A 22,515-nucleotide genomic window follows, 5' to 3' on the forward strand; every position below is an offset into this window, starting at 1 on the left:
CGGTTGGCAGGTGCTGTCCCAGGCCGTTACTATCAATAGACCGCTCAAGGGCGGTTGCCCTGCCTGTCTAGAACGACAGGTACCTATAAGAACAAGGGGAATGGTGTATGCGTGAGCCCATCCAACGGCACAGTCTGGAAGCAGGCGAGGCCTGCAATGTGTCCGGCAAGAGCCGCAAGCTCTCTTTATCCACTCAGGCTTTTTCTGCTCTGGGTCTTTCCGTGGCATTGGCCTTCGCGCCCGTCGCGATCGCCCAGGCCCAGGACAGTATCGCCGGTGAAGCCAAGCCCGCCGTCATGTCCGACATGGCCAGCGAAGTACTGCTGCTCGATGTTGAGCAGGTAGGTGATCGCCTGGTCGCCGTCGGCAGCCGTGGTCATATCGTCTATTCCGATGACAACGGCGAGAACTGGACCCAGGCCGAATCGCCCACGCGTCAGATGCTGACTGCGGTCGATTTTGTCGATGGTCAGAAAGGTTGGGCTGTAGGCCATGACTCGCTGATTCTGCACACCAGCAACGCCGGTGAAAGCTGGGAGATCCAGTACCGTGATCCGACCCTGGATGAAGCCCGTGACGAACAGGCAGGCGGCCTGCTTGAACGCCCGCTGATGGACGTCTGGTTCCGCGATGCCAACACGGGTTTTGCTGCGGGCGCTTACGGCCTGTTTCTGCGCACCGATGATGGCGGCGAGAACTGGGAAGAACTGCCCGATCTGATCGATAACGAGTTCGGTTTCCACTACAACGCCATGACTGCGGTAAAAGATACCGGCCTGTTCCTGGTAGGGGAAATGGGCACCATGTATCGCTCCACTGATTTTGGCGACACCTGGGAAACCATCCAGGATCTGCCCTATGACGGATCGCTGTTTGGTACCGCCGGCACCGGTCGCGCCAATGAGGTGCTGATCTGGGGCTTGCGCGGCAACATGTATCGCTCAAGTGACTTTGGCGACACCTGGCAGCAGATCCGCCTGGAAACGCCCGACGGCGACGAGCTACAGGCAACCCTGTCCAGCGGCCAACTATCTGACGATGGCAAGTTGGTTGTAGTAGGCGTGGGTGGTGTTGTTGTTATCAGTGAAGACAACGGACGCACCTTCGACGTCGATGTGCGCGCTGATCGCGTGGCACTGGCATCTGCGGCGATTCTGCCTAACGGTGATTTGTTGTTGCTGGGCCAGCGTGGTGCGGTGAAAACAGGCCCTGGTGGTATGAGCGGTGTCGATAAAGATGCCCCCGCAGCGCAGATAGGTACTCCCTGATCGGCTCCAACCGATCCAATCAATAAGAGCCAGGAGAAAACTGGATGTCCAGCAATCACCAGGAAACCGCTCCCTTCGTGGAGCGGTTGATCTTCAAAAACCGGCTGGTAGTACTATTGATCTTTGCCATCGTCACTGTGCTGCTGGGGTATCAGGCAGCGCAGGTCAGGCCGGAGACCAGCTTCGAGAAGATGATCCCTCTCGAACACCCCTACATCGTCAATATGATCGAGCACCAGAACGATCTGGCGAACCTCGGTAACTCCATCCGTATTGCCGTTGCCATCGAAGATGGCGATATCTTTACCACCGAGTACATGGAAACCCTCAAGCGTATCAACGATGAGGTGTTCTTCCTGCCCGGCGTGGACCGGTCCAATCTGCGTTCGCTTTGGACGCCCAACGTGCGCTGGACCGAGGTGACCGAATACGGTTTCGACGGCGGCCCGGTAGCCAATCGGCCAGCTTATCTGACTGAACAGGATCTCGACGAGTTGCGCGAGAACGTGCTCAAGTCGGGCGAAATCGGGCGTCTGGTGGCGAACAACTTCAAATCGACCATCATCGAGGTGCCGCTCCAGGAGTTTTATCCGAACCCGGATAACCAGAGTGAGCTGGTACGACTGGATTACGGTCAGTTTTCACGCCAGCTGGAAGAAAAGGTTCGCTCGGAGTTTCAGGCAGAAAACCCCAATATCAGTATCCACATTGTTGGTTTTGCCAAGAAAGTGGGTGATCTGATCGAGGGCATCATCAAGGTGGTGATGTTCTTCGCCGCTGCGTTGCTGATCACCTTTGTTCTGCTGCTGATCTTTACCCGCTGCCTGAAGAGCTCGATTACCACGCTGGTATGTTCGGTCATTGCGGTGATCTGGCAGCTCGGCCTGCTCCGGTCGCTGGGCTTCGGACTGGATCCCTATTCGATTCTGGTTCCGTTTCTGGTCTTTGCCATTGGTATTTCCCACGGCGTGCAGATCATCAATGGCATGGCTATCGAGTACAGCAACGCAGATGACGCCCCAACGGCTGCACGGCGTGCGTTCCGCGCACTCTATGTGCCGGGTATCGTGGCGCTGATTTCCGATGCGGTAGGCTTTGTTACGCTGCTGTTGATCGAGATCGAGGTTATTCGCGAGCTGGGTATTGCCGCCTCGGTGGGTGTTGGCGTGATCATTCTGACCAACCTGATCCTGTTGCCTGTATTGATGTCGTATATCGGTATCAGCAAGCGGGCAGTGGAGCGTAACCGCGATATGGCATCGCGCCCGCAGAAGCTCTGGTTGGCGGTCGCCAAGTTCTCGCACCCCAAGGTCGCACCGATATCTATCGGCCTGGCCGTTCTGGCGTTTGCTTTCGGTATCTATCACGGTCAGAACGTGAAGATCGGTGACCTGGATCCGGGTGCCCCCGAGCTGCGTCCGGATTCACGTTATAACCTGGATAACGCCTTCATCATCGATAATTATTCGACCAGTTCGGATGTGCTGGTGGTGATGGTGAGCACGCCAGATGAAATGTGCTCAGCCTACGAAACCATGGAGGCGATCAACCAGCTGGAATGGCGTATGTCCAATCTGGATGGTGTGCAGTCTGCAGTATCCATGGTCACCGTAGCCAAGCAGGTGATCATGGGTAATAACGAGGGCAACCTCAAGTGGCAGACGCTTTCGCGTAACCAGGACAACCTGAACAACGCGATCAGTCGCGCGCCCAGTGGGCTGTTCAACTCGTCCTGTTCCCTGGCACCGGTCATGTTGTATCTCGAGGATCACAAGGCTGAGACGCTGTCCCGCGCGACCTCTGCCGTCGAGGAGTTTGCGGCCGAGTACAATACCGACACGCTGGAGTTCAAGCTGGCGGCAGGTAATGCCGGGATCGAGGCTGCGACCAACGTCGTTATCGAGAAGTCCCAGCTGAAGATGCTGCTGACAGTCTATGCAGTGGTGATCTTCATGTGCCTGATTACCTTCAGGTCCATTCGTGCGGTGCTCTGCATCATCATTCCGTTGGCTCTGACATCAGTGCTGGCCAATGCGTTGATGGCGTTTCTGGGTATTGGCGTGAAGGTGGCTACCTTGCCGGTAATCGCGCTCGGTGTGGGTATTGGTGTGGATTACGGTATCTATATCTACAGCCGTTTGGAGACCTACCTGCGCCAGGGCCTGCCGCTGGAGGAGGCCTATTACGAGACGCTGAAGACCACGGGTAAGGCGGTGACCTTCACCGGTATTACCCTGGCGATTGGTGTCGCGACATGGATCTTCTCGGCCATCAAGTTCCAGGCCGACATGGGTATCCTGCTGACCTTCATGTTCCTCTGGAACATGTTCGGTGCCCTATGGCTTCTGCCAGCACTGGCCCGATTCCTGATCAGACCCGAGAAGCTGCGGGACCGCTAGCCGCAACAAAAAACGCCCCGAAAGGGGCGTTTTTTTTGCGGCAAGCCGCAAGCCGCAAGCCGCAAGCTACAAGCGGCAAGCTGCAAGCCTCAAACCTCAAACCCAAACTCTTTTGCTTTCAGCTTTCAGCTTTCAGCCCCCAACCTATTGCTCACTCTGCTTGCCGCTTGCCGCTTGCCGCTTGTAGCTTGTAGCTTGAAGCTGGCGGCTTGCCGCTTACACCTTCGGATAAAGACTCTCGAGTGCGGGTTCGAGTGCTTCGCTTTGGCGTTTGCGGCTTTGCACTACCATGCGTACGGCGCGCCACAGGGGTTTGCCTCGCCAGTGATGTTCTGCCTGGCCGAACAGGCAGGCGTTGAGTTCGTCCAGTGCTTCTGCGAGTTCGGGGTGCAGGTGCGTGAGGCCTATCAGCCCTTCGCTGTCCTGTTGCCTTGCCCAGGACTCCAATGCCTTGCGGGCCTCAGCCGGTTGGTTGGTCCGGCAGGCGCTTTGCAGGTCGGTCAGTGGATTGCCCTGGATTTCTTCATCGAATATTTCTTCATCCTGGAATGGGTTGTTCAGCCTCTGCAATGCATTGCGGGTCCGCCAGAGCAGTCCGAGCGATAGCAGCAGTGCCAGTCCCAACAGGGCTGTGGCCAGTTGCCAGGGCCACAGGCGTGGTGAGGCCAGGAGCTCTTCGCTGGCTTCGATGGCCACAGGTTCGGAAGCTGCGATGAAGCTCTGGCTACTCATCACGTTGAGAGCGATGGGGTCGAGTTGTGTTTCTTGCAGCGAGTCCGATTCAGTGTCCCACCAGTAAAGACGCAGAGCGGGAATCTGGAATGCCCCGGCCTGTTGCACGAGCAGGGCTGCGCTGTCCAGCCGCAGGCCGCGTATGCCGTCGTCCACTACCGCGTTCTCGAGCTCTGGTTGATCGGTGTATTCGCGCAAACCGGTAATGGTCGTGCCGGCAAGGCTGCTGAGTTCGGGAAGTTGGCTGGCATTGAGACCTTCGGCAGTCACTGTCAGGGTGCGCGTAAGGGACTCGCCGGCGAGCAGATCCAGCCCTGGGTCTGGTTGCCAGCTCTGGGCCAGGCTTATGTTGGTTGCCGGCAACCAGGGCGCGCCCGGCGGGTAGTCTGCGGGGATGGGCCGCACCTGCAGATTGATCCCCGGAGAGCGCACCTGAACCAGCCGGCCCCGTGACAGGGCACTGTCGGCAGAGCGTGAGGGCATGGTGGTCGCGGTAAACAGCTGGGAGGGTACCTCCAGCTCGCCGCTGCGTTGCGGGAAGATCGCGTAGCGAACTTCGATCACCCCGTGGCGAATACCATTGATGAGTCTTTCGTAGTTGCGCGGCGGCCCGAGGCTTTCAACCCGGGCATCGGGAAAGTCCAGGCCGGTCAGGGTGGAGTCATCGTACAGCGAGACCGAGTGATAGACCCGTAGAGTGAGCAGAACCTGGGCCTGCACGTAGGGTGTTTCGGTATCCACCTCGGCATCTATGAAGACCGGTGCCATCTGCGCCGTATTGTCCCGCGCGGCTTCACTGGCGGTCAGTACCTGAAGGCTGATGGGTTCGCTGCTGAGGTTGTCGATGCTCAGTGGCGGAATGATTACATAACCGGTGCGCCGCGGGAGCAGGGTGATCACCCAGCGGGTAACCGGCTGGGTTTTGCCATCGAGCTGACTGACCAGGCTGAGCTGCCGGCTGTTCTGTATTTCAAAGTGCTCTTCCAACGGGGCCAGTTCGGGCCGGTTGAACCGATTGGCCGCTTCGGTTTCCAGGGTCAGTTCAAGGGTTTCACCTTCAATCAACCGGGTTCTGTCGACGCTGGCCTCAAGGGCGGCGCCGGCCGGGGCTGAGAAAATCAGGATGCAGAGCCATAGCAGTAGTCTGATCATCGTGAGCGTTCTTCCAGTTGCTGAAGTCGTTGATAGAGAAACTTGCGGCGCAGCAAATCGGTGGGATTATCCGGCACTTCGCGCAGCCATTGCTGTAATGCCGCCTGTTGTTCGGGCTCAAGAACGTCCTCTGGAGCGCTCGGTAGCGGTGCTAGTTGACGTGACGACATGGCTTGCTGCTCACTCTCACGTTGTGTGGCGTCAATTGCTGACGACGTCTGGCCGCCGTCGATGGCGCCTACCTGCGTATCCGGGCTCTCACCTATCAGGGTTTCTGACTCCCCTGCGGACTCGCCGGCAGCGGCTATCGGGTCGACGGATGACGAGGAGAGCGAAGACGTAGGTCCTGAAGAAGGCTCGGGCAGTTGGTTCGGATTTTCCTGACGCGTACTGGTGTCGGGGCTGGGCGCTGTGCTGCCATCCTGTGGCTCCTGGTCGGTCGTGGTTTCGCCCGTTTGCGTTTCATTGCCCTCGGCCCCAGCGTTCGCCTCCCGCTGCTCGGCTTCCCGCGCCTGTTCCTCGATCAGTGCCTCTATGCGGCTGCGGTTGTGCCGGGCAGCCGCGTGGTCGGGGGCGCGGGTCAGTGTCTGTTCATAGGCTTCCAGCGCATCTTTCAGCTTGCCACTCATGGCCAGCGCGGTACCGTGGTCGAAGTGGTGCTGAGGATTATCCGGGTCCTGCTGTATCAGCTGTGCATAGGCCTCGGCTGCGCCATTGTAATCACCCGCCTGGTAGCGTGCCCAGGCTGCCCAGTGGCGATCCTCAAAACGGTCTGCGGCTGCGGCGGACTGGTCACTTGCGAGCAAGTCGGCGGCTTGTTGATCCGGGCGTTGCCAGAGATCTTGCCAGGTGGGGCTGGCCTCGGCAGTCGTCGGCAACAGCAGGGCGCAAACAATCAGCCCGAGCCAGCCCCGTCGCGCGCCCAGAGCTGCCAAGGGCAGCAACAACAATAGCAGCCAGTGCCCCTGGTCGCTGCGCCCGGGCGATCTGTCCGGATCGTTGAGGCTGGTCAATGCCAAAGGCTGCAGCAGGCTGACCAGATCGGTATCGTCCCGGGTTATGTCGTGGTAGCTGGCTCCGGTGCCCCGGGCAATGCTGGCAAGAACCTGATTATCCAGGCGTGGCAGCAGGATGCGGCCTTGCTCATCACGCATGAACCCGCCCTCTGGCAAAGCCACGGGTGCTCCTTCGGCAGTACCTGTTCCCAGAATCGACAGTTGGCGACCCAGCCTGCGGGCAGCTTCGCCCAGGGCTTTGAGTTGGGGGCCTTCCACGCTCCCGGTGATGAGCAATATCTGCGTGCTGTCGGGGGGCAGTGGGGTAATCATCTGTTCGGCCAGCTCCAGGGCACTGCCCAGATTAGAGCCGCTGACCGGCATGATGTCCGGGCTCAGTCCGTTGAGCAGGTTGATCAGGGTCGACTGATCTGAGCTCAGCGGCGTAACCCGGTGCGCGCTGCCGGCGTAGGCTATCAGGGCCACCTGGCTGTCACTGCGCATCTGTAAAAGATCACGTATCTTCAGTCGAGCTCTTTCCAGGCGGGAAGGGGAGAGGTCATTGGCTAGCATGTTATGAGACAGGTCCAGCACCACCACCAGTGCTGACTGGTTGAGGCGCACCACGGGTGATTCGCCTTCCCACACTGGCCCGCTCAGGGCGACGATGGCCAGGGCCCAGGCCGAGGCCAGCAGAACAAAGCGTCCCGAGTGATCCTTGCCAGGCTCGCGTTGCAGCAGCGCTTCACGCATGGCTGCGGGCAAAAGACCATGCCAGGGCGAATAATGGTTGATGCGGCGGTAAAGCAGCCAGCAGAGCCCGAAGCAGGGGATTAACAGCAACAGCCACAGCGGGCGGGCCAGTGTGAGACCGGCAAACAACTCAGTTTGCATGGCGCCTCCGGTAGACTGCGTTGCCTGCAAGAACCAGTGTCAGCAGCATCGCCAGCCCCAATGGCCAGGGGTACAGCGGACGTGCATGGCGTCGTGGACCGCTGTCACGCAATGCGGGCTCAAGCATCTCGATACGGCGATAGATGGCGTCGATATCCTCAGCATTGCGGGCCCGAAAATATTCCCCCCCGGTGGCCAGCGCCACATCGACCAGAGTCCCTTCGTCAAGATCGACCGAAGGGTCACGGGCCCCGGCCTGCGTGGGCTGGGACCTGTCCGCACCCACGCCGATGGTAAAGATACGGATGCCTTCACTTGCCGCAAAGCGCGCGGCACGCAGTGGATTGACCTGGCCAGCGGTATTTGCGCCATCGGTGATCAGCACCAGTACACGACTTTCGGCCGGCTCGGCGGCAAGCCTCTTGATGGCCAGGCCAATGGCATCACCGATGGCGGTCTCGCGGCCGGCGAGGCCCACGAAGGCCTCATCCATCCATTGATTCAAACTGCTCAGGTCGTGGGTCAGCGGAGCCTGAACATAGGCGCTGGAGCCAAACAATATAAGGCCCAGGCGATCACCCTGACGCTCTTCGATGAAGTTGGAGACCAGCCGCTGAACCACGGTCATGCGTGGAACCGGTTCGCCATCAAGCTGCATATCCTGATATTCCATGCTGCCGGAAAGATCCACAGCAAGCATCATGTCACGCCCGCTGATGCTTATAGGTAATGGCTCGCCCAGCCACTGGGGGCGACTGGCCGCGATCAGCAGCAGCAACCATACGACAATAAACGGCCAGCGTCGGTGAGCAGAATGGGTGGGGGCGGTATTGCTGCGAAGTTGCTCCAGCCTGGGGAGAAACCCGACCTGAAGTGCCGTACTGGGCACCGCGGCGGGCGGCAGCAACCAGCGCAGAAGCCAGGGCAGGGGCAGCAGGAGGAAGGCCGCCGGCCAATGCAGCTCAAACATGGTTGTGCCTCATCCAGCGGCGTAGCTCGCGGACCAGGGCACGTCGCTGCTCACGGGTTAGGTTCGGTGCCTGGCGGTAGAGGTCCGCTGCCAGGGGGGCCAGGTAGCTGCGCTGGGGCCGCGGATAACTGCTGCACAGATAATCAAGCCATTGCTTGCCGAACAGACGAGTTGGCGTTACCTCACCGCGGCGAATCAAAAGGCGTTTCAACAGGCTGTTGATTTCACTGAGCCACTGTTGATCGGGCAGGTCTGCGGGTATGTCCTTGAGCGCCTGGTTGGTCTTGCGGCGATGGGCGACAAGCCGCTTCCAGCGGAGTATCAGCCAGGGCAACGCAAAGGCGGTTACCAGTGCCAGAACAAGCAGTATCCACCAGCCGGGCGCTGGCGGCCACCAGGGCACGGGTGGAGGAGCAACCGGATGGATGAGCGACTGATAGAGTGCCTCGGTCACCTTCTAACCCGCCTTTTCTGAGCACTGAACATGGTGCCGATCTGCGTCTGGGCATTGCTGCCGGTGTGCAGGCTGAACAAGGAGCACCCCAGGCGGCGGGCCAGATTCTCCCAGGCCAACTGCTGGGCCACAAATTGCGCTGCATAGGCCCCGCGGACCGATGCATCCCGGGAGTTGATGCTCACACGGTCGCCGTTCTGGACGAAATCCAGCTGGTCGGCGGAGGGCAGCTCGGCGTCAAGGGAGTCGTAGAGGGGCAGCAGAACCAGATCGTTGTGCAGGGCCAGGGGGGCGAGCAGCGACTGATTGACTCTGTCCACCGCGCTGTGGTCGCAAATGATGTAAAGAATGCTTCCCGGGCGAACGACTTCGCGGGTGTGGCGCAGGGCCTGGTTGAGTAGCTCCCGGGGGGTCTCGCCGGTTGAATCTGCAGGGGGCGCCAGACTGTGATTGGCGTCGATCAGAAGCTTGAACAGGCGCAGCAGCGATTGCCTGTTGCGTTGTGGTCTGACCTCGTGACAGGTTTTGCCGAACACCACGCCGCCAACCCGATCATTGTGTGCCAGGGCAGTCCAGGCGATCAGGCTGCAGGCCTGGGCGGCAAGCACTGATTTAAAGCACAGCTGGCTACCCAGGAACAGCCGGTCACTCTGTTCGCAAACAATGAAAACCGGTCGCTCGCGCTCTTCGTTGAAGACCTTGGTATGGACCTTGCCAGTGCGTGCAGTCACGCGCCAGTCAATGCTGCGGATGTCATCTCCGGGTTGATAGGCGCGAACCTGGTCAAAATCGACGCCCCGGCCACGCAGGCGCGAATATTGCCGGCCCAGTTGCCGGCTGGCTTGCAGTGGACCCCGGAAAAGGGGCATGCGCTGGCACTGGTGACGGCTTTCGAGCAGGGTGTCGAGGCTGATGAACAGGCGCTCGTCCTGCGGCCCGTCCCGACGCGTGTGGGGGGTGTTCACGTTCATACCACGGCGACGGATTCGACCAGCAGATTGATCGCCCGGTCTGCATCGATTCCGGCGGCTTCGGCCTCGAAGCTCAGAATCAGGCGATGACGCAATACATCGTGCACTATGGCCTGAACGTCTTCAGGGCTGACGAAGTCGCGCCCGGCCAGCCAGGCATGGGCCCGCGCACAACGGTCAAGGGCAATAGTCCCGCGCGGGCTTGCACCCAGTTCAATCCATTCAGCCAATTGAGCGCTATATAGCTCTGGACGCCGGGTGGCCATGATCAGTTGGATCAGATACTCCTCTACGGCGTCGGCCATGAACAGGCCCAGCACCTCCTGACGGGCGGCAAGAATGCTTGCCTGGCTGATCCGTTGCTCTATCCGGCTACTGACGCCCTGGGCTTCACCGCGGGCAAGATGCAGGATCTGGCGCTCCAGTGCCGCGTCTGGAAAACCGATACGTACGTGCATCAGGAAGCGGTCCAGCTGGGCTTCCGGGAGTGGATAGGTACCTTCCTGTTCAATCGGATTCTGGGTGGCCATGACCATGAACAGCTCGGGCAGAGGATAGGTTTCCCTGCCGATACTGACCTGGCGCTCGGCCATGGCCTCGAGCAACGCAGACTGCACCTTGGCTGGTGCACGGTTGATCTCGTCAGCGAGAACCAGGTGGTGGAAGATGGGGCCCTGCTGAAAGCTGAAACTGGCCGTTTCAGGGCGATATATCTCCGTGCCGGTGATATCGGCCGGGAGCAGATCGGGGGTGAACTGGATACGGTGAAAGTCCGCCTCGATCGCTTCAGATAGCGCCTTGATGGCTTTGGTCTTGGCCAGGCCGGGGGCGCCCTCCACGAGTACGTGGCCGCCGGCCAGCAGACAAATTAGCATGCGATCAACCAGCTGTTCCTGGCCAAAAATCTGCTGCCCCATCCAGGAACGCAGGCTCATCAGTGATTGGTGGTGCGTCATGAGCGTATTTTCCTTGCTGACTATCGTGTCCATATCCGGTCCATCCTTGTCCATTGCGCTCTGTCCATCTAATTGTCACGCCGGCGACACACTATGGTCTAGACTGATGTTATTCGATACCGCGGGCCCAACAGAATACCGCTTCTGACGCCCGTTACCCACTGCAAGACTCTGCGAGCTTGTGCCTCGCAGATTTATCTGGAGGCAGCATGGCGTTCATCATGGCCAGCAGTAGAAAAGAATTCCTTACTATTTTGCAGGATCGTATCGAGAATCTCGTCCAGCCGGACGAAAAAGAATCCATTATTCGCTTCAGCGAGCAGTTTTTCGGGATCGTGCCGCTCGATGAGCTGCTCGCCCGACATGACACTGACCTGCTGGGTTGTACCCTGTCATTCTGGCGCTTTCTGCAACACTACACAGGTTCAATCGAGAAGCTCAGGGTATTCAATCCTGACACTCAGCAGCATGGCTGGCAATCCACCCATTCGGTGGTGGAAATTCTCCACGTCGATTCGCCTTTCCTGGTCGACTCCGTGCGTATGGAACTGAATCGTCAGGGTTATGCCATCCATACCCTGCAAAACAGCGTAATGGCCGTCAAGCGTAACGCCAAGGGCGAACTCGAAACGGTGATGCCGCCTCATAGCAAGGAGGCGGATGTACAGCACGAGTCGGTGATGTACATAGAAATTGACCGTTGCGGCAGTGCCGCCGAACTCAAGCGCCTGTCTAAATCCCTTGAGGAGGTGCTCAGCCATGTCAGGGCTGCTGTTGCAGACTTTGGCACCATGCGCAATCAGGCCGAGGCGGTCATCAAGTTACTCAAAGGCAAGCAATTCGGGTACTTTCCGGTCGAAGAGCGCAAGGAATGCGAAGCGTTCCTGGGTTGGTTGCTTGAGGATCATTTCACTTTCCTGGGCTACGAGCGTTTCAATATCAAGGAAGGGCTCAAGGAGCAGCGACTGGGCATCCAGCCCGAACACAGTCTGGGTGTGCTGGCGCTCAATGCCCGGGACGAGTCCCTGGCCGGCCTGCCTGACAAGGTGATCGATTACCTGCGCGCGCCTGTTTTGCTGTCCTTTGCCAAGGCGTCTGTTTCAAGCAAGGTCCATCGGCCAGCCTATCCCGATTACGTGTCGATTCGCGAAGTGGACAAACAGGGTGAAGTGATTACCGAACATCGATTCATGGGGCTTTACACCTCCCGGGTCTATGCCGGTACTGTCGAGCGCATACCTCACCTGCGCCAAAAAGTGGCGGCGGTGCGCGAAGCTTCGGGTTTCACTGCCCACAGTCACCTGGGCAAGGAGCTGGATCAGGCTCTGCAGGTACTGCCCCGTGATGATCTTTTCCAGATGTCCGAAGCGGAGTTGCGAGATACCGCCCTGAGCATTGTGCAGATTCAGGAGCGTAACCAGATTCGCGTGTTTCTGCGCAGCGGTAACTACGGTCGTTTCTACTACTGCCTGGTATATGTACCGCGCGAAATATATTCCACCGAGATCCGCCTGAAAATCGAAGCGGTGTTGATGGAGCGCTTGCAGGCCAGCGAATGTGAATTCTGGACCTACTTTTCCGAGTCGGTACTGGCCCGTACCCAGTTCATTCTCAGCGTTGATCCCAGGCAGGACCTGACCATCGATCCGGCAAAGATCGAGCAGGACATTATCCGGGTCTGCCGCGACTGGCATGATGATTTCAGCGATCGTCTGAACGAAAGTCTTGGCGAGGCCACGGCCACGGCTGTGCTGGAAGATTTTGCCGGCGGCTTTCCGGCCGGCTACGCGGAGCGTTTTACGGCGGCCAGTGGTGTGGTGGATATGCAGCACATCCTGTCACTGACCGCCGAGCGGCCCTTGGCAATGAGTTTCTATCAGCCGTTGTCGCAGAAGCCGGGCGTCTTGCACTGCAAGATTTATCACCTTGGCGAGCCCTTGCCCCTGTCGGATGTCATGCCGATCCTGGAAAATCTGGGACTGCGGGTCATGGGCGAGTTCCCATTCCTGTTCAAACGCCGAGATGGGCAGGAGTTCTGGATTCACGATTTCGAATTTACCTTTGCGCTTGACCGTGAACTGGATATTCAAGAGGTAAACGAGCTTTTCCGTGATGCTTTCGAACAGACCTGGCGCGGCCTGGCCGAGAACGATGGCTTCAATCGACTGGTCTTGCTGGCACGCATGCCATGGCGTGACGTGGCCTTGTTACGCGCTTATGCGCGCTATCTCAAACAGATACGGCTGGGCTTCGAGCTGCCCTATATAGCCAGCACCCTGGTGGGGCATGCGGACATTGCCCGTGAGTTGGTCCGTTTGTTCAAGACCCGATTCTATCTTGCCCGCAAGTTGTCCCCCGACGACCTGGAAGATATGCAGCAGCGACTCGAACAGGCCATTCTCGGCGCGCTTGACCAGGTGGCGGTACTCAATGAGGATCGTATCCTGCGGCGCTATCTGGAGCTGATTAAAGCGACCCTGCGCACCAATTTCTATCAGACCGACAGCCAGGGTAATGCCAAGGAGTATTTCAGTCTCAAGCTTGATCCGCGGGCGATTGCCGAGCTGCCGTTGCCCAAGCCGATGTACGAAGTGTTTGTCTATTCGCCACGCTTTGAGGGTGTGCATTTGCGTGGCGGCAAGGTCGCCCGGGGTGGCCTGCGCTGGTCCGATCGTGAAGAGGATTACCGCACCGAAGTGCTGGGCCTGGTGAAAGCGCAGCAGGTCAAGAACGCGGTCATAGTACCGGTGGGCGCCAAGGGTGGATTTGTCCCCAGGCGGCTGCCCCTGGGAGGCACTCGCGATGAAGTGCAGCAGGAGGCAATAGCCTGCTACAAGCTGTTCATACGCGGTTTGCTGGATCTGACCGATAACCTGGTGGAAGGTACGCTAGTACCGCCAGATCAGGTAGTTCGTCACGATGAAGACGATCCCTACCTGGTGGTTGCCGCCGACAAGGGAACAGCAACCTTCTCCGATATTGCCAATGGTATTGCCGCTGATTACGGGTTCTGGCTGGGTGATGCCTTTGCCTCGGGTGGCTCGGCCGGGTACGACCACAAGAAGATGGGCATCACTGCCAAGGGTGCCTGGGTTTCCGTGCAGAGACATTTCCGGGAACTGGGTATCAATATCCAGACCGAGCCGGTCACAGTGCTGGGTATTGGCGACATGGCCGGCGATGTATTCGGCAATGGCATGCTGTTATCACGCAGCCTCAAGGTGGTCGCAGCCTTCAACCATATGCACATCTTTATTGATCCGGACCCGGATCCCGAGGTCAGTTTCGAAGAGCGTCAGCGGCTGTTCGACCTGCCTCGTTCAAGCTGGACCGATTACAACAGCAAGCTGATCTCCACCGGTGGGGGCATTTTCGAGCGTAGCCTCAAACAGATCACGCTGACCCCACAGATGCGCGAACTCTTCGACATCAAGGCCGAGAAGCTGACTCCCAACGAACTTATTCACAATCTGCTCAAGGCGCCGGTGGACCTGATCTGGAATGGAGGTATCGGTACCTATGTGAAGAGCTCGGCTGAAACTCACATTGATGTGGGCGACAAGGCCAACGATATATTGCGTGTTGACGGGCGAGATCTGCGCTGCCGGGTGATAGGCGAGGGCGGCAACCTGGGCATGACTCAGTTGGGCCGGGTCGAATACTGCCTGCACGGCGGATCGCTGAATACCGACTTTATCGATAACGCTGGGGGCGTCGACTGCTCCGACCATGAGGTGAATATCAAGATCCTGCTCAACGAAGTGGTTGAGGCGGGAGATATGACCGGCAAACAGCGGGACAAGCTGCTTGCCAGCATGACTGAAGATGTTGGGTCGCTGGTGCTGGCCAACAACTACAAGCAGACACAGGCGATCAGTCTGGCTCAGCGCCAGGCAGTGAAGACAATGACCGAGTATCGGCGCTACATCACCCAGATGGAGAGCAGCGGCAAGCTCAGCCGATCCCTGGAATTCATTCCGGAGGACGATCAACTGGCCGAGCGCACCGCCCGTGGTCTGGGACTGACCCGGCCCGAGTTGTCGATCCTGATTTCCTATTCCAAGGCCGACCTCAAGGAAAGTCTGGTGGATTCCGATGTGCCTGAGGACAGTTATCTGGCACGCGAGCTGGGAACTGCATTTCCTGCCGTGCTGGGGAAGAAATACCCCGCTGCATTGAACAACCACCGACTGCGCCGAGAAATCATCTCCACCCAACTGGCCAATGACCTGGTCAACCATATGGGTATCACCTTCCTGCGCCGCCTGCAGCAGTCGACCGGCTCGCCACCCAGCGAGCTGGCCCGTGGCTACGTGGTCGCGCGGGATGTGTTCAAGCTGAAGGCGCACTTTGCATCCATCGAGGCTCTGGATTATCAGGTGCCCGCCGAAGTACAGCTGGAACTGATGGACGACCTGATGCGCCTGGGCCGCAGGGCCACACGCTGGTTTGTTCGCAACCGGCGCCGGGATCTGGATCCTGAGCGCGAGATTGCCCACTTTGCCCCCAGGGTCGAAGCCCTCGCCGAGCAGTTCGACAGCTTGCTGGAAGGGCCTGTGCGAGGTCAGTGGGAAGCACGCTTTGAAGCCTACTCCAAGGCGGGCGTGCCGGAGCCAATTGCGCGGCTGGTGGCGGGAACCACCAATTTCTTCACGCTGCTGGGGATCATCGAAGCGGCCGATACTACCGGCCAGCCCGAGCAACGCGTTGCCCAGGTATTCTTTGCGCTGGGTAGCGAGCTCCGCTTGCCCTGGTTCAGCCAGCAGATCAATGGTCTGTCAGTGGATAACCACTGGCAGGCGCTGGCCCGAGAGAGTTATCGTGACGACCTTGACGCCCAGGCGCGTTCGATGACTGTTTCAGTACTGCACGACTGCGATGAGAGCCTGAGCCCGGACGTGCTGGTCAAGGAGTGGGTGGCGCGCAACCCCTTGATGGTCAAGCGCTGGCGGGTGATGCTCGCGGATCTCAAGAATGCCGGTGGAGGGGATTATCCAATGATAGCGGTGGCCATGCGGGAATTGCTGGATCTGGTACAGGCCTCGCGGCGCAGCGTAAACTGAGCACTCAGCGAGGTGATTTTAGAGGGTACCTGATTGACCGCAGAGCAGCAGCTGGTTGTGGATTTAGCGCTCCCCGCCGAGCGCTATCTGGCCTGGTATCGTGGCCATGCCGGTCGCGTACTGATGTACAGCCGGGATGGCCGCAGGGTGAGCTTGCCTGCTCACCATCTACGTCCATTTCTTACCCATGAAGGCGTGTATGGCAGCTTTGTCATGCGCTTCACCGGGGATGGCAAGCTGATCTCGCTGCAACGTATGGTCTGATAAACACAGGGCCAGACAAACCAATGGTTCAATAGATAGTCCGGCACCCCGCAACGCGGTGCCGAACAGGTATACTGTGTGGTTGAAAAGTCATCCATAAGGCTCCGATCCATGTATTCCATGCTGCGCTCATTGCTTTTCCGTTTGCCTGCTGAAACGTCACATGACCTGACGCTGGACTTGCTTGGCGCAGCCGGCCGGCTGCGCCTGGCGGATAAACTGGCCAGACCGCGAATATCTCAGCCGGTGCAGGTCATGGGCCTGACCTTTGATAATCCGGTAGGGCTGGCTGCGGGTCTGGACAAGAACGCATTGGCTGTGGACGGTCTGGCAGCCCTGGGTTTCGGCTTTCTTGAAGTGGGCACGGTGACCCCTCGACCGCAGCCGGGTAACCCGAAGCCAAGGATGTTTCGCCTGCCGGAACAGGACGCGATAATCAACCGCATGGGCTTCAACAATCTGGGCGTTGATGCCCTGTTGCAGCGACTCGATTCGGTACGCTATCAGGGCGTGCTTGGTGTGAACATCGGCAAGAATGCCGTTACCCCTGTGGAGCGGGCCGTAGACGACTATCTGCACTGCCTGCGCAAGGTCTACAGCCGAGCGAGTTATGTCACGGTCAATCTGTCATCGCCCAATACCCCAGGCTTGCGTACTTTGCAGTATGGCGACACCCTCAAGCGACTGCTTGAAAGTATCAAGGCGTGCCAGACCGAACTCGCCGGGGAACATGGGCAGTACGTGCCTATCGCCATCAAGATTGCGCCTGACGTGCTGCCGGAAGACCTGGCGCTGATTGCGCAAGTGCTGGTCGAGGAGGGTATGGACGGTGTTATAGCCACCAATACTACCCTTGAGCGCACCGCGGTGGTGGGTCTGGAGCATGCCGAGGAAACCGGCGGCCTGTCCGGAGGCCCTCTCACCGATGTATCGACCGAGGTCATCCGACTTCTTGCCGGGGAGTTGAAGGGACGCATGCCGATTATTGGCGTTGGCGGCATCATGACCGGGGCTGATGCGGCAGAAAAAATGCAAGCGGGCGCCAGTTTGGTGCAGCTCTACAGCGGCTTTATTTACCGTGGTCCGGAACTGGTTGGCGAATGTATTGATGCGATTGCTGCCTTACAGCGTTAGCAGGTTTACCGGAGAGGGTTACTTTCCCGGGATCCGGCCTTCGCATTGCGAAGGCCGGTGGGGCCCCGAAAGGCCCGGCGCTTTAGGGAAGCGCCATGGGAAAACAGATACTCTGGGAATTTAACCTACCGCGTGCATTTCGTTGAGGCGATGCACGCCGGAAATGCCGGTGAAGCCGGCCCAGTGATCGGCTCGGCCTTCACGCCACCCATTGATCCAGTTCTGACGGGTGGTGGGACTGATGAACGGACAGGAGTCCTGGGACTTGCCGTGAACACCGTTCTGATAACCGCGTAGAAATGCTCGTTCCATCGGATCACGCTTGAGTCTTCTCATACAGTAGAGCCCTCATCTTGTAGAACAAACCGGCCTGCAATTCGCAGCGACGGCGGTGACATGGCAGGGAAGTCCCGGCCATGACGGGGGAAGCAGATCATCCGATCCGGCTTCCCGAGAGGTTTGCCCGTTCTCGAGTCCTGTCCTGTTGTACCCTATCGGTAAGGGACGCCCAAAGACCGATTTGTCATAGACGGGTAATCCTTTAGCGGCCTGCGCACTAACACCGCTAATGTAAAAATCACAAAGTAGTGGAAATCAAACAGATGCACGAAAGCCTTGAATTTTTTGTTACATGCCCGAAAGGCCTTGAAGGGCTGCTGCTCGACGAGTTGATTGTTCTGGGTGCCGAAAATGCCCGGGAAACGGTCGCTGGTGTAAGTATCAGCGGGGATCTGGAGCTGGGCTATCGCATCTGTTTGTGGTCAAGACTGGCCAACCGCGTGCTGCTGGTGCTCAACCGGTTCAGTGTGAGTGATGCCCAGGCTTTGTATGACGGCGTTGCTGCGGTGGACTGGGCGGCGCATATGCCCGTTGAAGCCACCCTGAGCGTGGATTTTGTCGGCATATTGCCCGGCGTTGATAACACCCATTTTGGCGCGCTGAAGGTCAAGGACGCGATCGTCGATCGGCTGCGTCAGCCTGACGGGACCCGGCCAGGCGTGGATCGGCAGAACCCTGATCTGCGCATCAACGTGCACTGCCGTAGTGGTGAAGCCCAACTGGCTATCGATTTGTCCGGTCACAGCCTGCATCAACGCGGCTACCGTCTGCAGCAGGGTGCTGCACCGCTCAAGGAGAACCTGGCAGCGGCAATATTGATACGCGCGGGCTGGCCGCAGCTCGCGGCATCGGGCGGTGCTTTGGCGGACCCCATGTGTGGTTCGGGCACCTTCCTGGTAGAGGCGGCGATGATGGCTGCCGACATGGCGCCCAACCTGCAGCGAGAACAATTCGGCTTTAGTCGCTGGTTGCAGCACCAACCGTCAATCTGGGAGAGGCTGATTGCCCAGGCGCGTCAGCGGGCAGAGGCAGGCCTGGCAGGCGAGCCGTTGTGGATTCGCGGTTACGAAGCGGACCCGCGTTTGCTGCAGCCGGTCCGCAACAATATCCAGCGCGCAGGCCTGACCAGCTGGGTCAAGGTTTACCAGGGTGAGCTGGCCACGTTCGAGCCCCATCCTGATCGGGGGCAGACGGGTTTGATTGTCTGTAACCCTCCTTACGGTGAGCGTCTGGGAGAAGAGGCCAGTCTGGTCTATCTGTACCAGAAGCTCGGTGAGGTGTTGCGTGAGCGCTGTACGGGCTGGCAGGCCGCCATCTTCACCGGCAACCCGGATCTGGGCAAGCGCATGGGTATTCGCAGCCACAAGCAATATTCGCTGTTCAACGGGGCACTGCCGTGCAAATTGCTGATGATGGACCTGCAGCCCGAGCGCTACGTTACGGGCGCCAGCGCAGCGAAGCGGCCGGATACGGGCATTGAACAGACCGCCCCCGCGCAGTCTCCGCAGTCCACCAACCCCGCGGTGGTCGATCAGCCAAGCGCGGCACGTCTGAGCGAGTCGGCACAGATGTTCGCCAACCGCCTGAAAAAGAATCTGAAGAATCTGGGTAAGTGGGCGCGCCAGCAGGACATTACCTGCTATCGGGTCTACGATGCCGACATGCCTGAGTTTGCCGTAGCCATTGATCTATATGATGACTGGGCCCACGTGCAGGAATATCAGGCGCCCGAGACTATCAGCGAAGAGAAAGCGCGCAGCCGCCTGCAGGATGTACTGGTCGCCCTGCCGGACGTGCTGGGTATCCCCGCCAGCCACGTGGTGCTCAAGCAGCGCCTGCGTCAGAGTGGCAGCAAGCAGTATCAGCGCATGGATCGCAAGGGCGAGTTTCTTACGGTGCGCGAGGGGCAGGTCAAGCTGCTGGTCAATCTGACCGATTATCTGGACACAGGCGTTTTCCTCGACCATCGGCCCTTGCGCCTGAAGATCGCAGCCGAAGCGCGGGGCAAACGGTTTCTGAATCTGTTCTGCTATACCGCCAGTGCCACTGTGCATGCAGCTGTGGGTGGTGCCCGCAGCACGACCAGTGTGGATCTGTCAAAAACCTATCTGGATTGGGCGCGGCGGAATCTGTCACTGAACGGGTTATCAGATCTGCACCAGCTGGTGCATGCCGATGTGATGCAGTGGCTGGAAGATGACCGGGGTGAATACGACCTGATTTTCATCGATCCGCCGACTTTCTCGAACTCCAAGCGGCTGGAAGATGTGTTTGATGTGCAGCGTGATCATGTGCGTCTGATCGAAATGGCCATGCTTCGGTTGGCACCGGGCGGCACCGTGTATTTCTCCAACAACTTCAGGCGGTTCCGGCTGGATCGCGAGCTTGAGGAGAAATATCAGGTCAGTGATATATCCGCGCAAACGCTGGACAAGGACTTCCAGCGCAATACGCGGATTCACCGTACGTGGTGCATAGCGCGACGCGCCTGACGCCGCCTACTGGTTGGTGGCGATATTGGTCGGTGCGCGGCGGTACACATCGGTCAGAACCCGGTCCAGCGCCTCGCGGCTGGCGCCGGCAGCGGGGTGGTTGACGATGGCGGCCACCGCCCAGCTCTGGCCATTGGCGTCACGGGTGATGCCGGCAATGGCGCGGACGCTGCGCAGGGAGCCGGTCTTTATGTGGGCCTGGCCAGCTACAGAGGTGTTACGCAGGCGTCGACGCATGGTGCCATCCATTGCTGCCAGCGGCAGCGAGGCGATGAACTCGGCAGAGTAGGGGCTCTTCCAGGCTTGTTGCAGCAACATCGCCATATCCCTCGCCGTCATCCGCTCTATTCTTGACAGACCAGAGCCATTCTCCATGACCAGTGCTGTGGGCTGAATACCCTTGCCGCCCAACCATTGGTTGATGCTGCGTACCGCCGAGCGCTGGTCGTCCAGGTCCCCTGGTTTGCGCGTTTCACGGCCAATGGTCAGGAACAGCTGCCGGGCCATGGTGTTGTTGCTGAATTTGTTGATGTCGCGGATCACGGTCACCAGGTCGGGTGAGTCGCTGTAGGCCAGTTGGCGTGCATTGCTCGAAGCCTGGCCGACAAGCGTAGTACCGCGTATGGCGCCACCCATATCGCGCCACAGGCTGCGGAGCATGCTGCCGGTATAGGTCGGAGCGTTCAGCGCGGACATGTAACGTTGTACCGAACAGCCTTCGTGCAGCGCACCGGCCAGAGTAATTGTCGCATTGCTGCCATTATCCACGATCCCGTAGGTCACGTTGGGCCAGGGGCATGAATTGACTGGCGCCAGCAACCGCAACTGATTGTTGATGGTTACTTCAGGCAGGGCGGGCTCCATATGGATGCGTACGCCATTGCTCTCACCATAACTACTCAATACCAGCAATTTCAGGTTGGTCAGCAGGGGATCGGGTTCAACCAGGAAAGGCTTGCTCGGGTCGTTGCCATCATCCGGAAAAGGCACCGCATCGGCTGGTAGCCGGATATCGGCAGGCTGCAGTATGAGATTGCCGGCGACCTCGCGAACACCCGCTGCGCGCAGATCCCGCAGCAGGGTCCACATACGTTCGATAGTCATTTTCGGATCGCCGCTGGAGCGGAAGATCAGGTCGCCCTCGAGCACGCCGTTGTTGATGGGGCCGGTTCCAAGCAGCTCACTGCGCCAGCTGTAAGTGGGGCCGAGTAACTCGAGTGCAGCATAGGTAGTGACCAGCTTCATGGTCGAGGCCGGATTGACGATCTTGTCGGCGTTGACGAATTGCGCCATGCCCTGACCTTCCAGGGGAATGGCTGCCACTGACATGGCTTCGACAGGCAGTTTCGCAGCCTGCAGTGATTGTTTGACGGTCGCCGGTAATATACCGGAATCAGCTGCCCAGACTGTCGTGCTCAAGGCTAGCATGGCCGTAGTGGAAACAAGCTGGCGAAGAATAATTCGCATGATCTGCTGGGTACTCCGGGGTGTGCAGGCAATCTCTGTATTTGAGCGCTGCGTCTGGCTTTGTTATGTCTACAGCCATCATGGCGTAATAGCGCGTCGGCGCCAAGGGCCTGGCCTGAATATCAGCATACAGCCGATGGAATACATCAAGTAGCGGGGGCAGAGCGATTCGCTGGGGTGGGTAAGCCGAAGAACTGTCTGGCAGTAGCGGTGGTATGGACCGAGAGTTGTTCAACTGACTCGCTGCGGCAAGCCGCCAGGGTGTGGGCGACTTCGGTAATGAAAGCCGGTTCGTTTCGACCTTTTTTCGGCTTGGGTCGCAGGGTGCGCGGTACCAGCCAGGGCGCATCTGTCTCAATCATCAACCTGCCTGCAGGGATGTCACTCACCAGGGAATGCAGGTGACTGCCGCGCCTTTCGTCGCAGATCCAGCCGGTTATTCCGATGTGCAAATCCAGATCAAGGTAGGGGTAGAGCGCTTCCCGGTCTGCGGTAAAGCAGTGCACCACGGCAGCGGGCAGCCTGTCGCGATAATCCCTGAGGAGGTCGATGAGCACCTTGCTGGCGTCGCGTTCGTGCAGAAACACCGGCAGCTGCAGCTCCGCGGCGATCTCCAGCTGGGCTTCCAGGGCCTGGATTTGCATGGGGCGGGGAGAAAAATCCCGGTTGTAGTCGAGCCCACATTCGCCAATCGCCCGCACGCAATCTGCCGTGGCAAGCACACGCACTTCGTCAGCCAATTGGGTATTCCATTGGCTGGCCTGATGCGGGTGCACGCCGGCGGTGCAGAACAAGCGTTGGGGATCTTTATTGCAGAGGGTCTGTACCTGGTGACTGACTGCCAGTGAGGTGGCGGTCAGAACCATCTGGCTGACACCGGCCTGCCAGGCCCGCTCGAGCACCGCCTCACGATCAGTGTCGAAGGCGGAGTCGGTCAGGTTGACGCCGATGTCAATCCAGTCCAG

15 protein-coding genes are annotated in these 22,515 nt (G+C 59.1%); 6 read left to right on the forward strand and 9 right to left on the reverse strand.

The window, feature by feature from the left end:
* Window positions 1–107: 107 nt before the first annotated feature.
* Both FZF01_RS15675 and FZF01_RS15680 read left to right on the forward strand, forming a co-directional pair.
* Window positions 108–1,268 (forward strand): WD40/YVTN/BNR-like repeat-containing protein, encoded by a 1,161-nt coding sequence (locus FZF01_RS15675; protein ID WP_150279022.1) that lies wholly within the window; start codon window positions 108–110, stop codon window positions 1,266–1,268.
* A gap of 44 nt (window positions 1,269–1,312) precedes the next feature.
* Window positions 1,313–3,667 (forward strand): efflux RND transporter permease subunit, encoded by a 2,355-nt coding sequence (locus tag FZF01_RS15680; protein WP_150279023.1) that lies wholly within the window; start codon window positions 1,313–1,315, stop codon window positions 3,665–3,667.
* A 216-nt stretch (window positions 3,668–3,883) separates the two neighbouring features.
* Here the strand turns inward: FZF01_RS15680 and FZF01_RS15685 are convergent, their stop codons facing one another.
* Genes FZF01_RS15685 through FZF01_RS15710 form a run of 6 tightly spaced genes read right to left on the reverse strand, consistent with a single transcriptional unit; the run spans window position 3,884 to window position 10,791 of the window.
* Window positions 3,884–5,551 (reverse strand): BatD family protein, encoded by a 1,668-nt coding sequence (locus tag FZF01_RS15685; protein ID WP_150279024.1) that lies wholly within the window; start codon window positions 5,549–5,551, stop codon window positions 3,884–3,886.
* Window positions 5,548–7,440: a VWA domain-containing protein gene (locus tag FZF01_RS15690; protein WP_150279025.1), complete on the reverse strand. Its 1,893-nt coding sequence runs from the start codon at window positions 7,438–7,440 to the stop codon at window positions 5,548–5,550. The genes FZF01_RS15685 and FZF01_RS15690 overlap by 4 nt, the downstream gene beginning before the upstream one ends.
* Window positions 7,430–8,410, reverse strand: a complete 981-nt coding sequence (locus FZF01_RS15695; protein WP_150279026.1) for a vWA domain-containing protein — start codon at window positions 8,408–8,410, stop codon at window positions 7,430–7,432. The genes FZF01_RS15690 and FZF01_RS15695 overlap by 11 nt, the downstream gene beginning before the upstream one ends.
* Window positions 8,403–8,864: a DUF4381 domain-containing protein gene (locus FZF01_RS15700; RefSeq protein ID WP_150279027.1), complete on the reverse strand. Its 462-nt coding sequence runs from the start codon at window positions 8,862–8,864 to the stop codon at window positions 8,403–8,405. The genes FZF01_RS15695 and FZF01_RS15700 overlap by 8 nt, the downstream gene beginning before the upstream one ends.
* On the reverse strand, window positions 8,861–9,829 hold the full coding sequence (locus FZF01_RS15705) for a DUF58 domain-containing protein (RefSeq protein WP_188434478.1): 969 nt from the start codon (window positions 9,827–9,829) through the stop codon (window positions 8,861–8,863). Before FZF01_RS15705 ends, FZF01_RS15700 begins: the two co-directional genes overlap by 4 nt.
* Before the next feature lie 2 nt (window positions 9,830–9,831).
* A complete protein-coding gene (locus FZF01_RS15710; protein ID WP_150279135.1) occupies window positions 9,832–10,791 on the reverse strand; it encodes an AAA family ATPase in 960 nt (319 codons plus the stop codon).
* A gap of 209 nt (window positions 10,792–11,000) precedes the next feature.
* Between FZF01_RS15710 and FZF01_RS15715 the strand changes: the two genes are divergently transcribed.
* The 3 genes from FZF01_RS15715 (at window position 11,001) to FZF01_RS15725 (ending at window position 17,252) form a co-directional block, all read left to right on the forward strand.
* The gene (locus tag FZF01_RS15715) at window positions 11,001–15,854 is read left to right on the forward strand and encodes an NAD-glutamate dehydrogenase (RefSeq protein ID WP_150279029.1); all 4,854 of its coding nucleotides are present in this window, start codon (window positions 11,001–11,003) and stop codon (window positions 15,852–15,854) included.
* A 51-nt stretch (window positions 15,855–15,905) separates the two neighbouring features.
* A complete protein-coding gene (locus tag FZF01_RS15720; RefSeq protein WP_150279136.1) occupies window positions 15,906–16,118 on the forward strand; it encodes a DUF2835 domain-containing protein in 213 nt (70 codons plus the stop codon).
* A gap of 111 nt (window positions 16,119–16,229) precedes the next feature.
* Window positions 16,230–17,252 (forward strand): quinone-dependent dihydroorotate dehydrogenase, encoded by a 1,023-nt coding sequence (locus FZF01_RS15725; protein ID WP_150279030.1) that lies wholly within the window; start codon window positions 16,230–16,232, stop codon window positions 17,250–17,252.
* A gap of 120 nt (window positions 17,253–17,372) precedes the next feature.
* Here FZF01_RS15725 and rmf read toward each other — a convergent pair whose 3' ends face one another.
* Window positions 17,373–17,588: a ribosome modulation factor gene (rmf, locus tag FZF01_RS15730; protein ID WP_150279031.1), complete on the reverse strand. Its 216-nt coding sequence runs from the start codon at window positions 17,586–17,588 to the stop codon at window positions 17,373–17,375.
* Between the two features lie 266 nt (window positions 17,589–17,854).
* On the opposite strand from rmf, the gene rlmKL reads away from it, so the two are divergent.
* Window positions 17,855–20,083, forward strand: coding sequence for a bifunctional 23S rRNA (guanine(2069)-N(7))-methyltransferase RlmK/23S rRNA (guanine(2445)-N(2))-methyltransferase RlmL (gene rlmKL, locus FZF01_RS15735; RefSeq protein WP_150279032.1), 2,229 nt, complete (start codon window positions 17,855–17,857; stop codon window positions 20,081–20,083).
* A gap of 6 nt (window positions 20,084–20,089) precedes the next feature.
* Here rlmKL and dacB read toward each other — a convergent pair whose 3' ends face one another.
* Both dacB and FZF01_RS15745 read right to left on the reverse strand, forming a co-directional pair.
* Window positions 20,090–21,550, reverse strand: a complete 1,461-nt coding sequence (dacB, locus tag FZF01_RS15740; protein ID WP_150279033.1) for a D-alanyl-D-alanine carboxypeptidase/D-alanyl-D-alanine endopeptidase — start codon at window positions 21,548–21,550, stop codon at window positions 20,090–20,092.
* A gap of 146 nt (window positions 21,551–21,696) precedes the next feature.
* Window positions 21,697–22,515, reverse strand: coding sequence for a TatD family hydrolase (locus FZF01_RS15745; protein ID WP_150279137.1), 819 nt, complete (start codon window positions 22,513–22,515; stop codon window positions 21,697–21,699).

The organism is Halopseudomonas salina, assembly GCF_008641105.1.